Below are 18,801 nucleotides of genomic sequence, written 5' to 3' on the forward strand. Positions count from 1 at the left end.
GTCTTGGCCCGCGGGCGACGTCTCGACATCGGCGAACGGGCCTTGCGGGTAGTGCGCGCAGGACCGTCGTTCTCCCCGCATCCGTTGATCTTCCTGGAGCACGGCGCCTTCGGCTGCGCCGCCGACTGGGCGGTGGTGCAGGACAAGCTCGCCGAACTCGGCCTGCGGAGCCTGGCCTACGACCGGGCGGGCCTTGGCCTGTCGGACCCGGGACCCGCGCCGCGCGACGGCGAGGCGGTGGTCGCCGACGCCGTCGCCCTGCTCGACCGCCTCGGCGAGACCGGCCCTCTGATCCTGGTCGGCCATTCCATGGGCGGGCTGATGGTCCGGCTGTTCGCCTTGAACCAGCCGGAGCGCGTCGCCGGCCTCGTCCTGGTCGACGCGATGACTCCCGACGTGCTCGACCTGCCGGCCGGCCGCAGCGCCATCGCCGGCTTCGGACGACTGCTGCGCGTGGCCGCGGTGGCGGCGACCTGCGGCCTGATGCGGCCCGTCGCCCGCATCACCGGCAATCTCATCGGCCTCAGCGGCGAGGCGGCGGTGGAGAAGCGCCGCATCCACGCCTCCGCACCGCACGCCAGAGCGGCGGCCGACGAGGTCGCGGCCTGGACGGCGACCTCCAGCCAGGCGGCGCGGCCCTTACCCCGCAGCCTGCCGGTGGCGGCGGTGACCGCCGGCGGCGAGACGGTTCGACCCTGGCTCAAGGCGCTGCAGGCCAAGCCCGCGGCGGCCTCGACGCGCGGCCGCGTCGAACATGTCGCCGGCGCCACCCACGCCAACCTGCTGGGTCCTCGCCACGCGGACGCCGTCGTCCGCGGCGTGCGTCACGTCTTGGCGCTCTAGGCCGGCTCGCGCTCGACCAGGCCGCAGGCGGCGAACAGGCGCTCAGCAACCAGCAGCCGGGTCTCCACGCCTTCCACCGGCTGCAGGGCGGGGCAACTGATCGCCTCGCCGTCGACCAGGGCCGGCAGCCCTAACCGGGCCTTGGGTGCGAAGGGACGCAGGGCCAGTTGCTCGGGCTTCGGCAGGCGGCGCGACAGCCCTTCCAACCGATCCACATGAAGGCCAGGCCGGCTGGCGGTGAATTCGAAGCGGCCGTCCCAGACCAGTGGCTTGCCCGGCGTCAGATAGAGCGTGGCCAGGCCGCCGCGCTTCGCTTCGCCAGGTTCGCGCAGGAAGCTGACCTCGTCCTTGGCGGTTTCGATACGGGCCCCGGCGAGGCTTGTCGCAGCTCCCGCCTCGCTGGTCAGAATCTCCCGCAGTCGCCGCAGGCGCTCGGACGAGGGCAGACGATCGCCGCCGCCGGCGCAGACCGTCGCGATGCCGATCAGGGCCGCGCCGTCTTCCGGCGTCGCGTCGCGCAACGCCTGACGGCTCAGATACACGCCGCCGGCGGGATCGAACCGGCAGGACTCGCCGAGCGACAGGGTCGCCGGGTCTGAGGCGGCCGATGGCGCCTGGCCCGCGGTCTGCGCCCGCGCCTGGACCCGGGCCGACTCCGGATCGGCGTTGGCGGGATCGTCAATCCAGGTCTCCCGACGCGCCGCCAGCCAGGCCCGCACCGCCTCGCGCGTCAGTCCCAGCATGGGTCTCAGGATGAACAGGCCGCGCCCTTGCGGCCAGACCGGGGAGGGGCTCCACGCCTTGGGGCTCGGCGTCGTCGATCCGGCCGCGCGCATCGCCTCGGCCTCGGCGACGTCGCTGGCGGTGTGGCCCATCAGGATCACCCGCGCGCCGGCCGCCCGGGCCGCCTGGGCCAGCAGGCGGTGGCGCGCCTGGCGGGCGGCGGCGGCGATGCCGTTCGGCGGCTTCGGGCCGTCCCAGGTCAGGGCCTGGAATCGTGCGCTGAGCCGCCCTGCGGTCTCGGCGCAGGCCTGCGCCCATGCCTCGCTCTCGGCGCGCAGGCGATGGTCGACGGTCAGGATCAGCAGGCTGCGGCCGGCGTCCCGCGCCCAGCCGGCGAGGATCAGCGCCAGGGCGAGGCTGTCGCCGCCGCCGGACAGGGCGACCGCCAGCGGGGCTTCGATGTCCCGGCGCAGGCGGCGGTCGAGGGCGGCCCGGACGGTAGCTTCGAGTGGATCGCCGGCCCCGGCGTCGTCTAGGCCGCGCACTTCGCCTGGGCGCGGGTGGTGGCCGCGCGGCTGTTCACCGCGGCCGAGGCCTTGGGATAGCGCCTGGGCAGCTCCGCCAGGGCCTGGCAGGCCTCGGCGGTCTTCTTCAGCGCCGCCAGGCTTCGGGCCAGTTCAACCACCGCGTCCGGCGCCCAGGTGGTCTGCGGCCAGCCGCGCACGGCGCCGATGTATGAAGCCGCGGCCTGGGCGTGGGCGTTGCGGACGGTCTGAGTCTTGCCCAGCCAGTAGCGCGCTTCCGCCAGGCGCGGGCCCTGAGGGTAGTCCTGGGCGTAGGCGGCGAAAGCCTGCTCGGCCGCGTCGTAGTCGCCGCTCAGCATCAGCTGCCGCGCCGCGGCGAACGCCTCGTTGGCCGGGGGTTTGGGCCCATCGCCCGCCGCCGCCTCGGCCGGCGGCTCCGGCGGGGGCGGCGGCTCCGCCACCCGCTGCTCGGCGGCGGTCAGGCGCGTGGTCAGGTCGCCGACCTGGCTTTTCAACGCCTCGTTCTCGCGCTTGGCGAGGGTCAGTTCGTTCTGCGTCGTCTCGAGCGAGCCGTTGATCCGCGTCAGCGATTGCTCGAGGTCGGCGATCCGCTGCGACAGGTCGGCCATGCGGGCGTCGGTGTCGGCCGGCTGAACGACCACCGGCGCGCCGGTCCTCTGGGCTTTGAAGACGATGTCGCGCAGCTCGCGCACCACCTTCTCCATGCGGTCCACGCGCCGCGCGTCGCGGGCGTCCAGCGGGTCCTCCATCGGCGTTTGGGCAAGGGCCGGAGCGGCCGTCAGCGCCAGGGCCAGGAGAACGGCGGGAACGCGAAGCGGGCGGGGCGACATGGAGCGCAAGTTCCTAAGGACCGGCGGCCGAATTGCGGCGCCTTACTGGGCGCCGGAGACGATCGCCGTCCGCGCGTTGCGGTTCTTGGCGTCGGCTTCCTCGCCCGTACCGGCGTCGATCGGTTGTTCCTTGCCGTAGGAGACGGTGGCGATGCGGTCGGCGGTCACGCCGTTGGCGACCAGATACTCGCGCACCGCGTTGGCCCGACGGGCGCCAAGGGCGAGGTTGTACTCGCGGGTGCCCTGCTGGTCGGCGTTGCCTTCGATGCGGACGCGGACGTTCGGATAGCGGCGCAGCCAGCCTGCCTGGGCGGCCAGCACCGGCTGGGCGTCGCCGCGGATCGAGTAGCTGTCGAAGTCGAAGTAGACGCGCTCGCCGACGTTGATGACGAAGTCCTGCTGCGAGCCGGGGACGGCGCCGATCGGCTGGCTGGCCACCGGCGGCGGCTGGTTCGTCGGGCCGGGCTGGGCGGCCGGCGGCGGGGGCTGGGTGACCGGCAGTTGCGGCTTCGGCCGTGAGGAGCAGGCGGCGATGGAGACCGCGGCCGCGGCCAGGAGGGTCAGGCGTGCGGCGCTCTTGGCGGAAAGGCTCGGGGTCATTGTCGTCTGGTCTCCTCTCGATGTCTCTCTTGGATCGTCTACGGCTGACGCGGTAAGCGCAACCCTAGTTCAGTAAAGGCGACCACGCCGGGTCAGAACCCGAGGTCGGGTAAGGCACAGGTTGTAAAATTCTTCCGGTGACGTCGACGCTCCACAGGCGCGGCGCCGCTCCGCGGGCCTCGCGCGAGAACATCAGTACCCGACCGTTGGGCGCCCAGGTCGGACCCTCGTCGAGGTAGCCGGAGGTCAACAGGCGCTCGTCCGTCCCGTCCGCCCGCATGACGCCGATGTGGAACTGGCCGCCGGACTGCTTGGTGAAGGCGATGAACTCGCCCGTCGGGCTCCAGACCGGAGTCATGTAGCGGCCGCCGCCAAAGGTCAGCCGGCGTGGGTTCGAGCCGTCCGAACCCATGATGTAGAGCTGGGGCGAGCCCGAGCGGTCGGAGTTGAAGACGATCCGCGAGCCGTCCGGCGAGAACGACGCCGAGGTGTCGATCCCGGGGTCGGCGGTCAGGCGCGCCGACTGCCGGCTCCGCAGGTCCATCACGAAGATGTCGGAATTGCCGCCGCGCTCGACGCTGAAGGCCACCTTGCCGCCGTCCGCCGAAAACCGCGGCGCGAACACCATGCCCCGGAAGTCGCCGAGGCTCTCGCGCCGGCCGGTCTCCAGGTTGAACAGATAGATCGAAGAGCCCTCCGGCCGCAGCGCCATGTAGGTGATCTCCTGGCTGTTGGAGGAGAACCTCGGCGTCATGACGATGTAAGAGCCGTCGGTCAGGTAGGACGGGTTGGCCCCGTCCTGGTCCATGATCGCCAGGCGCTTCGTCCGGGACGTGCGGCCGCCGCTCTCGGCGACGAACACCACGCGGGTGTCGAAATAGCCTTTCTCGCCGGTCAGCCGCTCGTAGACGGCGTCGGAGATCTTGTGCGCGACGCGCCGCCAGTTCTCCGGGCTGGAGGTGAACTGCAGGCCAAGCAGCTGCTGCTCGGAAAATACGTCCCACAGCCGGAAATCGACGCGCAGGCGCCCGCCCTCGACCGTCACCTGCCCGTTGACCAAGGCCTGGGCGTTGATCTGCTTCCACTCGGCGAACCGCGGCTGGACGGCGATGTTCAGGTCGCGCTCGATGAACGCCGCCGGGTCGAGCGGCCGGAACAGGCCCGAGCGCTGCAGGTTGCCGCTGATGACTCCGGCGATGTCGGCGCCGACCTGGCCGCCGGTGAAGCCCGGCACCGCCACCGGCAGCGGCTGGACGTCGGCGCGGTTGACGTTGACCTCGATCTCGGCGCGCACGGGTGCGGCCCCCATCGCGGCGCCGAATGCGACCGAAAGGGCGAGGATCAGGGGCTTCAGCCGCATGGAAAGGCTCCGGATGATCATAGCTTGCAGGCCTCGCGGGCGTTGAAGTTCACGGCCACTCTTTGACCGTAGAACTCGCGCGGCAGGTTGCGGAAGGGGGCGGCGGCGTAGACCGCGCGAACCGCGCGTTCGGCCGCAGCCTGGGCGACGGCGTTGCGCGGGCCGCGGATCTCGGAGGTCGGCTCGCCGGTCACCTGTCCGCCGGCTCCGAGGGTGAAGGTGACGCGCACCACCACATCGCGGCCGCCCTCGACCTCGCAGTTGGGGTTCCAGCGCCGTTGCAGTTCGTCGGCGAGGCCGCTCATGGCCGCCGAAGCCGCCAGGCCCGCCCCGAGGTTCGGCCGCGCTTGCGGGGCGGTCTCGGCCTGCGAGCGGCCGCGCTGCGCCGACGAGGGACGGGCCGGCGCGTTCCGCTGGGCCGGGATCGAGGCCAGCAGGGCGTCAAAGTCGAGGCTGCGCTCGGCGGGCTTCGGCTGTGGCTTGGGCGGTGAGGGCTTGGCCGGCGCCGGCTTGGGCGCGGGCGCCGGGGTCGGTCTGGGGAGCGGTGTCGGCGTCGGACGGGGCGTCGGCGGCGCCGGGGTTGGCTCCGGCGGCGCCGACTGAGCCGGCGCGTCGGGAACGGGCGCTTCGGTCTGCGCCGTCTGCGTCTCCGGCGCCTGTTCGGCCTCGCGCAGGTCGGTGACCGGGGCGTTGGCGACGATGGTCACGGGCGTCACCGCGCCCACCTTCAGGTCCTTCGCCCATGGCCAGGAGATCAGCATCGCCGCCGCCACGCCTGCGTGCAGCAGGACGGAGCCGGCGGCGGCCGGCGATATCTCCCGTCGGATCACGGCTGGGCCGGCTCCGCGGACGGAGGGGCGGCCGGGTTCGCGCCGGATGACGGCCCCCCCGTGTCGGTGATCAGGTTGATCTGAGTGAATCCGGAGGTCGACAGCGAGGCCATCACCTGGGCCACGGTCTCATAGGATGCCTTGCCGTCCGCCCGGACATAGATCGGCCGCGTCGTCTGGCCTTCGGTCATCGCCTGCAGCCGGGGGCTGAGGCCCGAGAACGGCACCGGATCCTCGCCGATGAAGAGCGCGCCGCTGGCCTGGATTGAGACGGTGATAGGGTCAGGCCGGTCCTGCATCGCACCGGCCTCGGTCTTCGGCAGCTCGACCGGCACCCCGGCGGTCAACAACGGCGCCGAGATCATGAAGATGATCAGCAGCACCAGCATCACGTCGACCAGCGGCGTGACGTTGATCTCGGACAGGGCGCCCCGCCGGCCGCGGCCGTGCCGGCGGCGGTTGCGTCGCCCGCCGGTGGCGAAGGCGTCGTTGGCGGACATCCCCATGTCAGACGCGCTCCGCCAGCCGGCGCTGGATCGCGGTCGAGAGGTCGTCGGCGAAGCCTTCCAGCCGCGCCGAATACTTGCCGGCCTTGGTCGAGAAGGCGTTGAAGGCGATGTAGGCCGGGATGGCGGCCACCAGACCGATGGCGGTGGCGAACAGCGCCTCGGCGATCGACGGCGCGACGACCGCCAGCGAGGTGTTCTTCTGCATCGCGATCGACTGGAAGGCGTGCATGATGCCCCAGACGGTGCCGAACAGGCCGATGAACGGCGAGGCCGTGGCGACGATCGCCAGGGCGCCGAGCCCGTCCTCGACCCGGGCGCTCTCGCGGGCGATCACGGTGTCCAGCACCCGGTCGATGCGCTGGATCAGGAAGGCGGCCTGGCCGTCGCTGGCCTGACCCTTGGTGCGGGCTTCGCGCCACTCCTTCAGCGCGCCCTGGAGCATGCGCGGCAGGGCGTGGCGGGGCCGCTCGCCCGCTTCGGCGGCGATGTCTTCCAGGCTGCGGCCGGACGAGACGGCGTCTTCAAACTTGTTGGCCTCGCGATTCAGCGCGGCGAAGCGGAACGTCTTGTCGAGGATGATCGTCCACGACCAAAGCGAGGCCGCGGCCAGGCCGATCATCACCAGCTTCACCACCCAGTCGGCGCGCAGGAAGAGGTTGAGGGCGTCGAAGGTCTCGGGCGTGACAGCGTTGGGGTCCATGGGCCTTCCGGAGCGAATCAGTTTTCGGGATCGTGGGTGGGGCGAGCCTGCGGCGAAGTTAAGGCGTTTGCGGGAACAGCGGCCGCAGCGCCGCAATGAGGTCGGCGGGCGGTTTGCGCGGCCGCCCCTTGAGGTCGATACAGGCGGCCTCGATCTGCGCCTCGGCCAGCAGCTCCTCGCCGCGGAACAGACGTTGGCGGATGTAGAGGCGCGGGCCCTTCACCTGCTCGTAGACGGTGCGAACCGCCAGGGCGTCGTCGATCCGCGCCGCGCGTTTGTAGGCGATCGACAGGTTGACGACGGTGAACGCCGCCGGGTCCGGCCGGTCCAGCAGCAGCGCATGGCTGATGCCGGCTACGCGCAGGAAGTCGCTGCGGCCGCGCTCGAAGTAGCGGGCGTAGTTGCCGTGGTAGACGACGCCGGTGAAGTCGGTGTCCTCGTAATAGACGCGGATCGGCAGGACGTGCTCGCGGCCGTCCAGCCAGCCGGCGCTGGGCTCGGTTTGCATATCCGAAGGGATAGCCGGGTTCGGCTATTTGTCGAACAGGTCCGGCCCCTGAACCGGCTTCGGGGCGGTCAAACCCAGGTGTTCATAAGCCCGGGCGGTGGCCATCCGGCCGCGCGGCGTGCGCTGGATGAAGCCCTGCTGCATCAGGAACGGCTCGATGACGTCCTCGACGGCGTCGCGCGCCTCGGCGATGGCGTAGGCGAGGGTCTCCACGCCGGCCGGACCCCCGGCGTAGTTCTCGATCAGCGCGCGCAGGTATCGGCGGTCGAGGCTGTCGAGGCCATGCTCGTCGACGTCGAGGCGGGCCAGGGCCGAGGCGGCGGCTTTGCGGTCGATCACATCCGCGCCATCCGCGGCCGCAAAGTCCCGGACCCGGCGCAGCAGCCGACCGGCGACCCGTGGCGTGCCGCGGGCGCGCCGGGCGATCTCGGCGGCGCCCTCGGGCGCGAGGCTCAGCCCGAGCTTTGCGGCCGCGCCTGCCAATACCCGGCCGAGCTCCTCGTGGGTGTAGAATTCCAGGCGGAGCGGGATGCCGAAGCGGTCGCGCAGCGGCGTCGCCAGCAGGCCGGCCCGGGTCGTCGCCGCCACCAGGGTGAAGGGGGCGAGGTCGATGCGGATCGACCGCGCCGAGGGTCCTTCGCCGATCACCAGGTCGAGGACGTGGTCCTCCATCGCCGGGTAGAGGATCTCCTCGACATTGGCCGCCAGCCGGTGGATCTCGTCAATGAACAGCACATCGCGCGGCTCGAGGTTGGTCAGGATTGCCGCCAGGTCTCCGGCCTTGGCCAGCACGGGGCCGGAGGTCGCGCGGAAGTTCACCCCGAGCTCGCGGGCGACGATCTGGGCGAGGGTGGTCTTGCCGAGCCCCGGCGGCCCGAACAGCAGGACGTGGTCCAGCGCCTCGGCCCGAGCCTTCGCCGCCTCGATGAACACCGACAGGTTGCCCTTGGCCTGCTCCTGGCCGACGAACTCCGCAAGGGTCTGGGGGCGCAGCGCCTTGTCGGCGCCTTCGAAGGGCTGCGGCTCGCCGGAGACGAGGCGGGTCACCGTCCGAGTTCCTGCAAGGCGGCCTTGATCAGGGCGCCGGGTTCGGCCTCGTCGCCGAGCCGCAGGGACGCCTGCTCGACGACGCGCCGGGCCTGCGGTTCGGCGACGCCCAGGCCCATCAGGGCGGCGACCGCCTCGCCGGTGGCGGAGGGGGCGGCCGGCGTCGCGGCCGTCGGCGGGGCAAAGGCGGTGACCGGCCCGTCGGTGATCGGCTTGCCCTTCAGCTCGGCGACGATGCGCTGGGCGAGCTTCGGCCCGACGCCCTGCGCCCGGGCTACGGCCGCCCTGTCGTCGCGGGCGCAGGCGGCCGCGAGTTCCGCCGGCGGCAGGACGTCGAGCACGGCCAGAGCCGCCTTTGGCCCGACCCCCTGGATAGTGCGCAGGACGACGAAGGCCCGGCGCTCGTCGCGCCCGAGGAAGCCGTAGAGCGTCAGGCCGGTCTGCTCGCCCCAATGGCTCTCGACCTGCAGCACGGTCTCGCCGCCGACTTCGGGCAGGCGGCTGAGGGTGCGAGCGCCGCAACGCACGACGTATCCAACCCCGCCGACGTCGATCAGGGCCTCTTCCTCGCCGACCTCGGCGACGATCCCGTGCAACCGGCCGATCATGCGACGCGACCCAGGACGGCCCGCGCCGTCCGCGCGTGGGCGTGAGCGATGGCCACGGCCAGCGCATCGGCGGCGTCGGCGGTGGTGCGGCCGGCGGTCGGCAGCAGGCGGGCGATCATGAAGCCGACCTGGGCCTTGTCCGCGCCGCCGGTGCCGACCACGGCCTTCTTGACCACGGTCGGCGCGTATTCGGCCACCGCCAGCCCGGCGCGGGCCGGCGCCAGCAGGGCGCAGGCCCGGGCGTGGCCGAGCTTAAGCGCCGAGGCGGCGTTGTTGTTCATGAAAGTCTCTTCGACCGCCGCCTCGTCCGGCGCATGGCGAGCGATGACCTCGGCCAGGCCGTCAAGCAGCGCCAACAGCCGCTCGGCGAACGGCGCCGTCGTGTCCGGCGTCAGCACCCCGTGCGCCACGTGGGACATCCGCGTGCCTTCGCAGGCGATCACGCCCCAGCCGGTGCGGCGGAGGCCGGGGTCGAGCCCCAGGATGCGCACGGCGCGCGAAGAGAGGGGGCGAATCGCGTTCGTCATCTGTTCTTAAGATGACGGATGCCCCCGAAAGGGTGAAGGAGGAATGAAGGCGCGGCCGCGATCAGGCGGCCGCTGAGCCCTCAGGCGCCGGCGCCCTTCGGCTGGATGGCGCTCAGGACCGCCGGCCGGAAGGTCGGCTGGGCCGGCCGGTTGATGAGCTTCCGACGGCGGTAAACCACCTGGAAGGAACGGGTCTTGGTCTTCACGGGCTATCAGCTCCTGGGGCGCTCGCGCGCGGTGATGTCTTGCGGTCCGATGCCGGGCCGGCTCCTAAAAGCGCGCCGGGGCGGCGGGTTCCGCCAGATCATTTGACGGCCCGCGCTGGTTGTTCTGTCGCCATACACCGATACTTAAACGTGAGTTGGGATGCTGGGCGCCGAAGTCACCAGCCGTGCGTGAGCCCCATGCAGCCGCAAGCCCTCCCCCGTCTCCTCGTCGTCGACGACACCGAGGACAACCGCATCATCCTGAAGCGCCGCTTCGCCAAGCTCGGCTATGACGTGGTCGAGGCGGTGGACGGCGCCGACGCCCTCAAGCGCATCAGCAAGGAGCCGTTCGACGTCGTGCTCCTCGACATCATGATGCCCGGCATCGACGGGCTGGAGGTCTTGCGTCGGGTGCGCGAGACCCGGTCCGAGAACCAGCTGCCGGTGATCATGGTCACGGCCAAGTCGGCCAGCGAGGACGTGGTCGAGGCGCTGCTGCTGGGCGCCAACGACTACATCACCAAGCCGGTGGACATGGAGGTCGCCGCAGCCCGGGTCGAGATGCAGCTGCGCCGCAAGCGGGCCGAGGACCAGAGCCGCGCCGCCTTCCGCGAGCTGGAACAGACCCTCGGCGGCCTGCAGGGCGCCATTGAGGAGGCCCGCAACAAGCAGGCTCTGCTGTCGGGCCTCGGCCCAGAGGTGCGCGAGCCCCTCGATGGACTGCTGGGCGCGGCCAGGGTGCTGACCAAGGTCTGCGACACGCCGGACCTCAAGGTGATGATCGGCGTCATCGAAGGGGCCGCCGCCTCGCTTGATCAGTTGGTCGCAGAGGCGGTGCTCGACGAGGCGCCCGTTGCGCCCGCTCCGCGCGCGCTCGGCCGCATCTGCGTGCTGTCCGCCGACTCCGATCCCGCCCGCCGTCACGGCGTGCGGACCGTCTTCGCCGAGGCCGACGCCGAGATCGAGCTGGTCGAGGCCCGCTCCGGCGCCGAAGCCGCCCAGATGGCCCGCGGCCAGGCCTTCGACCTGATCCTGATGAGTCTCGAGATGGGCGACGGGCTCAACAGCATGCGGGTGATCCGCCGCGAAGAGGCCGCCCGCGGCGGTCGCCGGGCGCCGATCCTCGCCGTCTCCCGCGATGGCGCGGCGGCGGCTCAGGCCTCCGCGGCCGGCGCCGACCTGCACATGTCGATGCCGATCACCGCCGCCGGCCTCCTCACCGCTTTGACCCGGGCGCTGAGCCGCGAGAGCCTGGACCTCAGCGCCGTCGCTTAAGGAACCCGGCGCGCCGTCGCGATCCGCACCGGACTGACCAGCATTTCGCCCTTCATCGAGCCCTCGCCCCGCTCCGGATCGACGGGCAGGGCGAGCAGCGTCTTCACGAGGTCCATGCCCTCGACGACGCGGCCGAAGGCGGCGAAGCCGGGGCTGCCTGAGTCGGCGTTCAGGTAGGGTTGGTCGCCGACGCAGATGAACCAATCGGCCTGAGCCGTGCCCGGGGCGTGGCGGCCCATGGAGATCGTCCCGTCGACGTGGCTGAGGCCGGTCTGGGCGGTGGTCTCGTGGGCGATCGGCGGCAGCACCTTCTTCGGATCGTTCTGCAGCCCGCCCTGCAGCAGCCCGGAGGTCTTCGGGCCGACCGGCGGCGTCGAGGCCCGGTAGAAGGCGGCGCCGTCATAGAGTCGCCGGTCGACATACTTCAGGAAGTTGCCGGCCGTGATCGGCGCCTTGGCGGTCTCCAGCTCCAGCACGATGACGCCCTGAGCGGTGGTCAGGGCGACTCGGGCGGCGCCGGTGGGTTGGGCGAATGCCGGCGAGGCGGCGAGGAGGCTGGCGGTGAGGAAGGCGCGGCGGGTCTGGCTCATGGGCTGGAGCCTAACGCCGAGCCGGCGGACAGCGGTAGAGGGTGTCGGTCCGCCCGAGCGAGCGCACCCTCCCGTTCGCCCTGCGAAGGTCCTGCGCGCTGACCGCGCATGACCGGCGCACACGGCCCTCGGTCTCGATCCGGGTCACCTTGCGCGAGATCACCCGGGCTCCCGCGGGCGACAGGATCACCCGATCGACGACGCTGACGTCCTGCACCTGGGCCCGGGCGCGCAGCTTCGCCGCCTGTGCCCGCGCCTGCGGCAAGCTCGCGACGCCATAGGTGACCATGTCGTCGCCGGTGCGCGTCTGGTCGGTAAAGCGGGCGTTCGCGGCGAAGGTCGCCGCCCAGGCGGACAGGTCGCCGGCGTTCCAGGCCTGCTCCTGTCGGGCGACCAGATCTCGCGCTTCGGCCTCGCGGATCGGTGCTGGCGCGGCGGCCAGCAGCGGGAGGGCGGAAAGCGCCAGGGCAAGATTACGAAGCGTGGCCATGAATCTATCTGCGGCGTTCTGAGGGAACGGTCGGACCGGCCGTGGATTGGAACCAGAACTCCCAGTGCGCGTCGAAGGACCCTTGGCCATGATCAAGCTGCCGCCCTTGCCCTATGCCTACGAGGCGCTTGAGCCCGTCGTGTCGTCCGAAACCCTGCACGTCCACCACGACAAACACCATGCCAAGTACGTCGACGTCGCCAACCAGCTGATCTCCGAGAAGGGCCTGGAGGGCAAAAGCCTCGAAGAGATCATCGCCCACGCGGAGGCGGCCGGCGAGCGCAAGCTGTTCAACAACGCCGCGCAGGCCTGGAACCACGCCTTCTTCTGGGAAAGCATGACGCCGGACTATCGTGCCCCGGATGCCGAACTTGCCCGCCTGATCGAAGAGGCGTTCGGCGACCTGGCGAACCTCAGGGAGAAGTTCGTCGAGACCGGCGCCAACCACTTCGCCTCCGGCTGGGCCTGGCTGGTCGTCGAGAACGGTAAGCTGGCGGTCACCGACACCCACGACGCTGGGACCCACGCCACAAGCGACAGTGTCCCGCTGCTGGTCTGCGACGTCTGGGAGCACGCCTACTACATCGACTATCGGCAGGACCGGAAAACCTTCCTCGAGCGCTGGTTTGACGAAGTGGCCAACTGGTCGTTCGCCGCCGAGCAGCTCGCGGCCGCGCGCGGGCAGGGCGCGGTCTGGCGTTTCGACGACGCGGCCTGACGTACAATCTCCCGGAGGCGACCGACCTCGCCGGCCGGGGTTGATCCCTCGGCCGTTGCCGTTAGGGTCGCCCCGCTGTTCTGATTGAGGGGGCGTCTTGGCCTCAGACCACGAACTGCACGGCTTTGTGCGCGAGCATGTGCGCTCCGTATGGGCGCTGGAGCTGCTGCTGCTGCTGAAGCGCGACCCTGAGCGGTGCTGGCCGCCGGCCGACCTCGTGCGCGAGCTGCGCGCCAGCCAGTCGCTCGTCAGCGACAACCTCGACCGTTTCCAGCGGAGCGGAATCGTCGTCCACGACGACCAGGATTGTTTCCGCTATGCGCCGGTCAGCCCGGTGCTCGACGACCTCTGCGGCCGGCTGGAGCAGGCCTATCGCCAGCGCCCGGTCGCTATCATCAACATGATCGCCGCGCCGCCCGACCCGCTGCAGGGTCTCGCCGACGCCTTCAAGTTCAGGGGGGACGGGAAGTGACCGACTGGGCTGCCAACGACTGGGCTCCGACGGCCGTCTACGGCCTGTGCCTCGCCACCAGCGTCATCTGCGCCGGACTGCTCCTGCGATCCTACCGGGCCAGCCGCAGCAAGCTCCTGCTCTACACCGCCCTGGGCTTTGCCTTCCTGGCGCTGAATAACCTCTTCCTGGTCGGCGACATGGTCGTCTTCCCGGACGTCAACCTCTGGCCGTTCCGGCAGGCCGCCTCCATCGCCGCAGTGGCCGTGCTGCTCTACGGCTTCACGTTCGAGATCGAGTCATGACCGGCGATCCCGCCCTCGTCGCTTTCATGGGCGGCGCGCTGTCCATCGGCTTCCTCGCCGTCGGCTTGCACTTCCTGAAGTTCTGGCGCCGCACAGGCGACGCCCTGTTCCTGGCGTTCGCGGCCGGGTTCGCCCTGCTGGCCATCAACCAGGCCGTGCCGGTGCTGTTCGGCGTCGCTGACGAGAACCTCAGCGGCGTCTACCTCCTGCGGCTGGCGGGTTTCCTGCTGATCATCGGGGCGATCCTGCGCAAGAACATGCGCCGTTCCTGATCGGCCTCAGAACGGGAAGAAGTGCGGGATCGCCAGCACGGCGGCCGCCCCGGTGATAAGGTTCAGCGGCAGGCCGACGCGCAGGAAATCCGTGTAGCTGTAGCGGCCCATCTCATAGACGAGGACATTGGTCTGGTAGCCGAACGGAGTCGCAAAGGCGGCGCTGGCGGCGATCATCACCGCGACGATGAACGGCTGCGGGCTGACCCCCAGGCTCTCGGCCAGGGCGACCGCGACCGGGGTGAGAAGGACCGCCACCGTCGCGTTCGACAGGATCTCCGTCAGGATCAGCGTCACGCCGTAGAAGATCGCCAGCGCCATGTGCGGGCCGAGGCCGGACATCGCCGTGGCCAGCCGGTTCGTCGCCACGCCCGCCAGGCCCGACAGCTCCAGCGACAGGCCGACGACGACCATGCCGGCGATCAGCAGCAGCACCTCCGGCCGCAGGCCACGGTAGGCCTCGTCGGCGCTGATCGTGCGGGTCAGGATCAGCACCACCGCGCCGGTGAAGGCTGTCGCGGCGATCGGGGCGTATCCGAGGGCCGCCACCGCCACCACCGTCACGAAGACGCCGAGCGAAAACAGCGCGCGGCGCAGGTCCAGCGGGCGCGCCTCGACGAACAGGTTCGGATCGCCGACCGAGCCGTCGCCCGCGCCGGCGGCGTCCTCGACGGCCTGGGCATAGGTGGTGGGGGCAGCGCCGCTGCCGGAGCCGCGCAGCAGGTGCGGCGCGACGAGCACCAGGTAGGCGACCCCGACGGCGGCGACGACCAGGGCGACGGGCGTGACGTCGAAGAGGCTGAACCCCGGTTGGCCGGCGCTCACCGCCATGTCGTTGACCAGCAGGTTGGTCGAGGTGCCGATCAGCGTGCAGCAGCCGCCGAGGATGGTGATGTACGAGAGCGGCATCAGGAACCGTCGCGGCGGCAGGTTCAGCGAGGTCGAGACGTCCCGCACCACGGGCGCCGCCAGCACCACGATCGGCGTGTTGTTGAGGAAGGCCGAGGCCCCGCCGCACAGCCCCAGCACGACCCAGACGCCGACCGTTCTCAGCCGCCGGCAGAGGCGGATCGCCGCCCGGATGATCGCGTCGAGCAGGCCCGACAGTTCGAGGGCGTAGGCGATGACGAACAGTGAGGCGAGGGCGATCAACGCCGGGCTCGCGAACGCGCCTTGCGCTTCAACCGGCCGAACCACGCCCAGGGCGAGCAGCGCCGCGGCGCCGGCGAGCGCCACGATGTCGGCCCGAAGCTTTCCCCAGATCAGGGCGGCCATGACCGCGATTAGGACGGCGAGGGCGGCCGTTTGATCGAAGCTCATCGCGCCTAGCGTAGGCCAGCGGGCGATTGCCTGCTATCGTTCGGCCATGGGTTTTCGTCCCGTCCTCGGCCGCGACCTGCTCGCCGCCGCCGGGCTGAGCCTCCTGAGCGCCTGCGTCGACCAGCCGGAACCGGCGAAGCCTGCGCCGCCCACGGCCGCTCGGCCGCCCGCTCCGCCGCCGGTCCTGGCCCGGGCCGAACTGCTGGGCGCCGTCGCGGCCGCCGCCGATGCGGCGGCGACCGCCGGGCCCTATCCGGCCGCCGCCACCCGGCTCGCAGGCCGGCGGTTTAAGATCCGGATGCCGTTCGGCTGCACCGGCCCGACGCCCCAGGCCGGCGCAAGCTACGCCTACGACGCCGAGGCCGGGTCCCTGAAGCTCAGCGTCCGGCCGGAGAACTGGACGACCGCGCCCTGGGCGCGCGACCTGGTCGGGGGCGAGACCACGGAAGCCATCAACGGGTTCTGGCTGCGGCGGCCGTGGATCGCCGGTGACGCCTGCCCGGCGGGCGCGAAGCCGACGACGGCGGAGGGGCTGACCCTCGCGCCCACCGGCTTGCCCGAAGCGGAGAGCGTCGGGTTGGCGCAGGCCTTCGAGGCCGGTGGCTCGCGCATCGGTCGGCGCGGCGACCGCCCCTATGAAGTCACCATCAAGACGGCGCCCCAGACTCCGATCGGGGCGGGCGGTTTCCGCCTGATCCTCGAGGGCCGCGTGGCCTCGCCCGAGGACCAGCGGCCGGTCCGCTGCCGCAGCGAGCATCCCGACCGCCGGCCGGTTTGCCTGGTCGCGGTGACCTTCACCCGCATCGCCTTCGAAACCCCGTCCGGGGAGCTGCTCTCGGAATGGGGTGGCTGAGATGGGCGGTTCAGTCGGCGCGAGGCAAGATCTCGAACTCGACGACCCGCGGGTCGGCGCACAGCTTGGCCGACAGCGCTTCGGTCCGGGCCGCGTTCGATCCGCGCAGGGTGGTGGCGATCTCGATCAGGTCGCCGCCGCTCAGCAGCTTGTGACCGATCACCGCCGGTCTCAGGCCAAGCTCGGTGACGAGGGCGCGGAACTCCGGCTCCGGCAGCCAGTCGCCGCGGCGATAGCGGACCTCCACGTCCATGATCATCGTCTTGGGCATGGTGTCGTCCACCCGCCGCAGGACGATCAGCACGATCAGCGTCGCCAACGTCCCGCCGATCGCCAGGCCGTAGAAGCCGACGCCGTAGAGGGTGCCGAGCGCCGAGGTGATCCACAGGGACGCGGCGCTCGTCAGGCCGTGCACCGACAAGCCGTGGCGGAAGATCACGCCGCCGCACAGGAAGCCGATGCCGGTCAGGATGCCGTGCGCCATGCGCACCGGGTCGATGCGAACGACGTCTTGCGGGGTGTCGGACAGCCAGTGCATCTGGTGCACCGCCGCCAGCATCAGCAGGGCCGAGGCCAGGGCGACCAGCATGTGGGTGCGCAGACCTGCCGGCCGTCCCCGGTACTCACGCTCCAGGCCGATCGCCCCGCCGGCGGCAACCGCCCCGGCGATCGGCGCGACGTACTCGACCAGGATGCGCAGCCACTCGTCCATCATCGGATCAACGACCCCGCCCGGCAGGGGTTCAGAGGAAGATCGGACCGAGCCAAAGCGCCAGCAGGACGATCGCCACGATCGCCAGGATCACCCCGGCGTTGCGCCGCCCGCCCAGCAGCCGCTCGGACGAGGGCTGCGGTTTCCGCGGCGGGGTGCGCCGCGCCTGCTCCCGCGCCCGGCGATAGCGGGCGAGGTCGGTAACGCGGGGATCGTCCTTGCGCGCCATGGTCAGGCCAGCAGTCGCTCAAGCTCGTCGGTGGCGATGTCCTCGTTCGACCAGACGTTCTGGACGTCGTCGTCGTCCTCCAGGGCGTCGATCAGCTTCATCAGCGTCGCAGCCGGATCGCCCTCGATCGGCGTCTGGCTCTTGGGCCGCCAGGCGATCGAGGTCGACTTGGCCTCGCCGAGGCTGGCTTCCAGCGCCTGGGCCACCTCGTTGAGCTGCTCGAATGCGGTGTAGACGGTGTGGCCGTCCTCGTCGGACTCGACGTCGTCGGCGCCGGCCTCGATAGCCGCCTCCATGACCTTGTCCTCGCTGCCGACCGAGGCCGGATAGACGATGCGGCCCACGCGATCGAACATGAAGGAGACGGCGCCCGTCTCGCCCAGGTTGCCGCCGTGCTTGGAGAACAGCGACCGGACGTTCGCCGCCGCGCGGTTGCGGTTGTCGGTCAGCACCTCGACGATCAGACCGACGCCGCCGGGCCCGAAGCCTTCGTAGCGGATGTCCTCATAGGTCTCCGCATCACCCCCCGAGGCTTTCTTGATCGCGCGGTCGATGTTGTCCTTGGGCATGGACTCGGCCTTGGCGTTGGCCACGGCCAGGCGCAGGCGCGCGTTCATCGCCGGATCGGGCAGTCCCGACTTGGCGGCGACGGTGATCTCGCGCGAGAGCTTGGAGAACAGCTTGGACCGCACGCTATCGGCGCGGCCCTTGCGGTGCATGATGTTCTTGAATTTTGAGTGTCCGGCCATGGTCCGTCGGCGATGTGGTTGAACCGGCAGGTTCTACCCTCGCGTCGGCGGCTTCGGAACCCCTGCCATGCGCGCGGGTTCAGCCTCCAGTGGAGGCGGAGTGCGGCGATGAGCGAACATACCCATGACCAGTTTGAGCGCGGGGCCTCGGGTCACGACGACTGGGACGAGGTTCTGCCCAACGAGCCGAACGGCGAGGTGGTCCACTGGATGGAGCCGCGGCCGATGTCCTTCGGCCCCGCTGGCATCTCGATGGCGGCGGCCGGCGCCTTCGCATTGGGCGCCGTGGCGACGGTGACCGTTCTTGCGCTGATGCATTGGCTCGGTCCCGATCGCCGGGTCGAGGTCGTGCGGCCGAGGCTCAGAGGGCCCCGGCTGCACTGAGCGGCGTCAGCCGCCCCGGACGGCGGCGATAACCGCGTCCTGGTCCGCGTCCGACAGGTAGGGGTGCATCGGCAGGCTGATGACGCGCCCGGCCTTTTCGTCCGTCGCCGGCAAGCCGCCCGGCGCGGTCGGGTACCCGGAATAGACGCCCTGCCGATGGATTGGGATCGGATAGTAGACGGCCGTCGGCACGCCTTGCTCGCGCAGCCGGCCGGCCAGGGCGTCGCGGCCCTCGGCTTCTATGGTGTACTGCGCCCAGACGCTGCGCCCGCCGTCGATCACCTTGGGCGTACGCACGACGTCCCGCAGGCCGGCGTCATAGCGCTGCGCCACCCGGTTCCGGGCCTCGATCTCGTCGGGGAAGATCTTCAGCTTCTCGAGCAGTACGGCGGCCTGGATGGTGTCCATCCGGCTGTTGGTGCCGATCCGCAGGTTCAGGTAGCGCGGGTCGTGCTCGAAGGTGCGGCCTTCGACGTCTGACTTCACGGCTTGGCCGTGGACCCGGATGCTGACCAGCAGGTCGTGCAGGCGCGCGTCCTTGCTCAGCACCGCCCCGCCGTCGCCATAGGCGCCGAGCGGCTTGGCCGGGAAGAACGAGGTGGTGGCCACGTCCGCCC

General features: G+C 71.1%; 27 protein-coding genes. 8 read left to right on the forward strand and 19 right to left on the reverse strand.

Annotated features, from left to right (window positions below):
- Positions 1 to 3 precede the first annotated feature (3 nt).
- Entirely contained in the window at positions 4 to 843 is an 840-nt protein-coding gene (locus ACILRF_RS03465) for an alpha/beta fold hydrolase (RefSeq protein ID WP_395670876.1), read from the forward strand.
- Here ACILRF_RS03465 and tilS read toward each other — a convergent pair.
- The 12 genes from tilS to ACILRF_RS03525 form a co-directional block, all read right to left on the reverse strand.
- On the reverse strand, positions 840 to 2,111 hold the full coding sequence (gene tilS, locus ACILRF_RS03470) for a tRNA lysidine(34) synthetase TilS (RefSeq protein WP_395670877.1): 1,272 nt from the start codon (positions 2,109 to 2,111) through the stop codon (positions 840 to 842). The genes ACILRF_RS03465 and tilS overlap by 4 nt on opposite strands.
- A complete protein-coding gene (gene ybgF / locus ACILRF_RS03475; RefSeq protein ID WP_395670878.1) occupies positions 2,099 to 2,941 on the reverse strand; it encodes a tol-pal system protein YbgF in 843 nt (280 codons plus the stop codon). Before ybgF ends, tilS begins: the two co-directional genes overlap by 13 nt.
- A 42-nt stretch (positions 2,942 to 2,983) precedes the next feature.
- On the reverse strand, positions 2,984 to 3,541 hold the full coding sequence (gene pal, locus ACILRF_RS03480; RefSeq protein WP_395670879.1) for a peptidoglycan-associated lipoprotein Pal: 558 nt from the start codon (positions 3,539 to 3,541) through the stop codon (positions 2,984 to 2,986).
- A gap of 64 nt (positions 3,542 to 3,605) precedes the next feature.
- Positions 3,606 to 4,901, reverse strand: coding sequence for a Tol-Pal system beta propeller repeat protein TolB (gene tolB, locus ACILRF_RS03485; protein ID WP_395670880.1), 1,296 nt, complete (start codon positions 4,899 to 4,901; stop codon positions 3,606 to 3,608).
- A gap of 17 nt (positions 4,902 to 4,918) precedes the next feature.
- A complete protein-coding gene (locus ACILRF_RS03490; protein WP_395670881.1) occupies positions 4,919 to 5,731 on the reverse strand; it encodes an energy transducer TonB in 813 nt (270 codons plus the stop codon).
- Positions 5,728 to 6,237: an ExbD/TolR family protein gene (locus ACILRF_RS03495; protein WP_395670882.1), complete on the reverse strand. Its 510-nt coding sequence runs from the start codon at positions 6,235 to 6,237 to the stop codon at positions 5,728 to 5,730. The genes ACILRF_RS03490 and ACILRF_RS03495 overlap by 4 nt, the downstream gene beginning before the upstream one ends.
- A gap of 1 nt (position 6,238) precedes the next feature.
- Positions 6,239 to 6,940, reverse strand: coding sequence for a protein TolQ (gene tolQ / locus ACILRF_RS03500; protein ID WP_395670883.1), 702 nt, complete (start codon positions 6,938 to 6,940; stop codon positions 6,239 to 6,241).
- A gap of 58 nt (positions 6,941 to 6,998) precedes the next feature.
- Complete coding sequence (locus ACILRF_RS03505; RefSeq protein ID WP_395670884.1) at positions 6,999 to 7,448, reverse strand: YbgC/FadM family acyl-CoA thioesterase; 450 nt, start codon at positions 7,446 to 7,448, stop codon at positions 6,999 to 7,001.
- Positions 7,449 to 7,472: 24 nt separating this feature from the next.
- The gene (ruvB, locus tag ACILRF_RS03510; protein ID WP_395670885.1) at positions 7,473 to 8,495 is read right to left on the reverse strand and encodes a Holliday junction branch migration DNA helicase RuvB; all 1,023 of its coding nucleotides are present in this window, start codon (positions 8,493 to 8,495) and stop codon (positions 7,473 to 7,475) included.
- Complete coding sequence (gene ruvA / locus ACILRF_RS03515) at positions 8,492 to 9,103, reverse strand: Holliday junction branch migration protein RuvA (protein WP_395670886.1); 612 nt, start codon at positions 9,101 to 9,103, stop codon at positions 8,492 to 8,494. Before ruvA ends, ruvB begins: the two co-directional genes overlap by 4 nt.
- Positions 9,100 to 9,630: a crossover junction endodeoxyribonuclease RuvC gene (ruvC, locus tag ACILRF_RS03520; protein ID WP_395670887.1), complete on the reverse strand. Its 531-nt coding sequence runs from the start codon at positions 9,628 to 9,630 to the stop codon at positions 9,100 to 9,102. The genes ruvA and ruvC overlap by 4 nt, the downstream gene beginning before the upstream one ends.
- An 80-nt stretch (positions 9,631 to 9,710) precedes the next feature.
- Entirely contained in the window at positions 9,711 to 9,836 is a 126-nt protein-coding gene (locus ACILRF_RS03525) for a hypothetical protein (protein ID WP_395670888.1), read from the reverse strand.
- 198 nt (positions 9,837 to 10,034) lie between these two features.
- Between ACILRF_RS03525 and ACILRF_RS03530 the strand changes: the two genes are divergently transcribed.
- Complete coding sequence (locus tag ACILRF_RS03530; protein WP_395670889.1) at positions 10,035 to 11,111, forward strand: response regulator; 1,077 nt, start codon at positions 10,035 to 10,037, stop codon at positions 11,109 to 11,111.
- Here the strand turns inward: ACILRF_RS03530 and ACILRF_RS03535 are convergent.
- Complete coding sequence (locus tag ACILRF_RS03535; protein ID WP_395670890.1) at positions 11,108 to 11,701, reverse strand: peptidylprolyl isomerase; 594 nt, start codon at positions 11,699 to 11,701, stop codon at positions 11,108 to 11,110. The genes ACILRF_RS03530 and ACILRF_RS03535 overlap by 4 nt on opposite strands.
- Before the next feature lie 10 nt (positions 11,702 to 11,711).
- Entirely contained in the window at positions 11,712 to 12,191 is a 480-nt protein-coding gene (locus tag ACILRF_RS03540) for a hypothetical protein (protein ID WP_395670891.1), read from the reverse strand.
- Between the two features lie 88 nt (positions 12,192 to 12,279).
- Between ACILRF_RS03540 and ACILRF_RS03545 the strand changes: the two genes are divergently transcribed.
- The 4 genes from ACILRF_RS03545 (at position 12,280) to ACILRF_RS03560 (ending at position 13,937) form a co-directional block, all read left to right on the forward strand.
- The gene (locus ACILRF_RS03545) at positions 12,280 to 12,909 is read left to right on the forward strand and encodes a superoxide dismutase (RefSeq protein WP_395670892.1); all 630 of its coding nucleotides are present in this window, start codon (positions 12,280 to 12,282) and stop codon (positions 12,907 to 12,909) included.
- A 97-nt stretch (positions 12,910 to 13,006) separates the two neighbouring features.
- Positions 13,007 to 13,381, forward strand: coding sequence for a hypothetical protein (locus tag ACILRF_RS03550; RefSeq protein WP_395670893.1), 375 nt, complete (start codon positions 13,007 to 13,009; stop codon positions 13,379 to 13,381).
- Entirely contained in the window at positions 13,378 to 13,665 is a 288-nt protein-coding gene (locus ACILRF_RS03555) for a DUF5985 family protein (RefSeq protein WP_395670894.1), read from the forward strand. Before ACILRF_RS03550 ends, ACILRF_RS03555 begins: the two co-directional genes overlap by 4 nt.
- Entirely contained in the window at positions 13,662 to 13,937 is a 276-nt protein-coding gene (locus ACILRF_RS03560) for a DUF5985 family protein (protein WP_395670895.1), read from the forward strand. The genes ACILRF_RS03555 and ACILRF_RS03560 overlap by 4 nt, the downstream gene beginning before the upstream one ends.
- A gap of 6 nt (positions 13,938 to 13,943) precedes the next feature.
- Here the strand turns inward: ACILRF_RS03560 and ACILRF_RS03565 are convergent, their stop codons facing one another.
- Positions 13,944 to 15,257 (reverse strand): SLC13 family permease, encoded by a 1,314-nt coding sequence (locus ACILRF_RS03565; protein ID WP_395670896.1) that lies wholly within the window; start codon positions 15,255 to 15,257, stop codon positions 13,944 to 13,946.
- Between the two features lie 46 nt (positions 15,258 to 15,303).
- Here ACILRF_RS03565 and ACILRF_RS03570 point away from each other — a divergent pair, with 46 nt between their 5' ends.
- Positions 15,304 to 16,110, forward strand: a complete 807-nt coding sequence (locus ACILRF_RS03570) for a hypothetical protein (RefSeq protein ID WP_395670897.1) — start codon at positions 15,304 to 15,306, stop codon at positions 16,108 to 16,110.
- Between the two features lie 10 nt (positions 16,111 to 16,120).
- On the opposite strand, the gene ACILRF_RS03575 is transcribed toward ACILRF_RS03570, so the two are convergent.
- Genes ACILRF_RS03575 through ACILRF_RS03585 form a run of 3 tightly spaced genes read right to left on the reverse strand, consistent with a single transcriptional unit; the run spans position 16,121 to position 17,800 of the window.
- Positions 16,121 to 16,822 carry an MgtC/SapB family protein gene (locus ACILRF_RS03575; protein ID WP_395670898.1) on the reverse strand — a complete coding sequence of 234 codons (702 nt, stop codon included), beginning with the start codon at positions 16,820 to 16,822 and terminating at the stop codon, positions 16,121 to 16,123.
- Between the two features lie 31 nt (positions 16,823 to 16,853).
- Positions 16,854 to 17,051: a hypothetical protein gene (locus ACILRF_RS03580; RefSeq protein ID WP_395670899.1), complete on the reverse strand. Its 198-nt coding sequence runs from the start codon at positions 17,049 to 17,051 to the stop codon at positions 16,854 to 16,856.
- A 2-nt stretch (positions 17,052 to 17,053) separates the two neighbouring features.
- A complete protein-coding gene (locus ACILRF_RS03585; protein WP_395670900.1) occupies positions 17,054 to 17,800 on the reverse strand; it encodes a YebC/PmpR family DNA-binding transcriptional regulator in 747 nt (248 codons plus the stop codon).
- A gap of 108 nt (positions 17,801 to 17,908) precedes the next feature.
- On the opposite strand from ACILRF_RS03585, the gene ACILRF_RS03590 reads away from it, so the two are divergent.
- Positions 17,909 to 18,184: a hypothetical protein gene (locus ACILRF_RS03590; RefSeq protein WP_395670901.1), complete on the forward strand. Its 276-nt coding sequence runs from the start codon at positions 17,909 to 17,911 to the stop codon at positions 18,182 to 18,184.
- Between the two features lie 6 nt (positions 18,185 to 18,190).
- On the opposite strand, the gene ACILRF_RS03595 is transcribed toward ACILRF_RS03590, so the two are convergent.
- Positions 18,191 to 18,801, reverse strand: a 611-nt coding sequence (locus ACILRF_RS03595) for a DegT/DnrJ/EryC1/StrS family aminotransferase (RefSeq protein WP_395670902.1), incomplete at its 5' end; no start/stop codon positions are given.

The organism is Phenylobacterium sp. (assembly GCF_044236515.1).
Classification (GTDB): Bacteria; Pseudomonadota; Alphaproteobacteria; order Caulobacterales; family Caulobacteraceae; genus Phenylobacterium.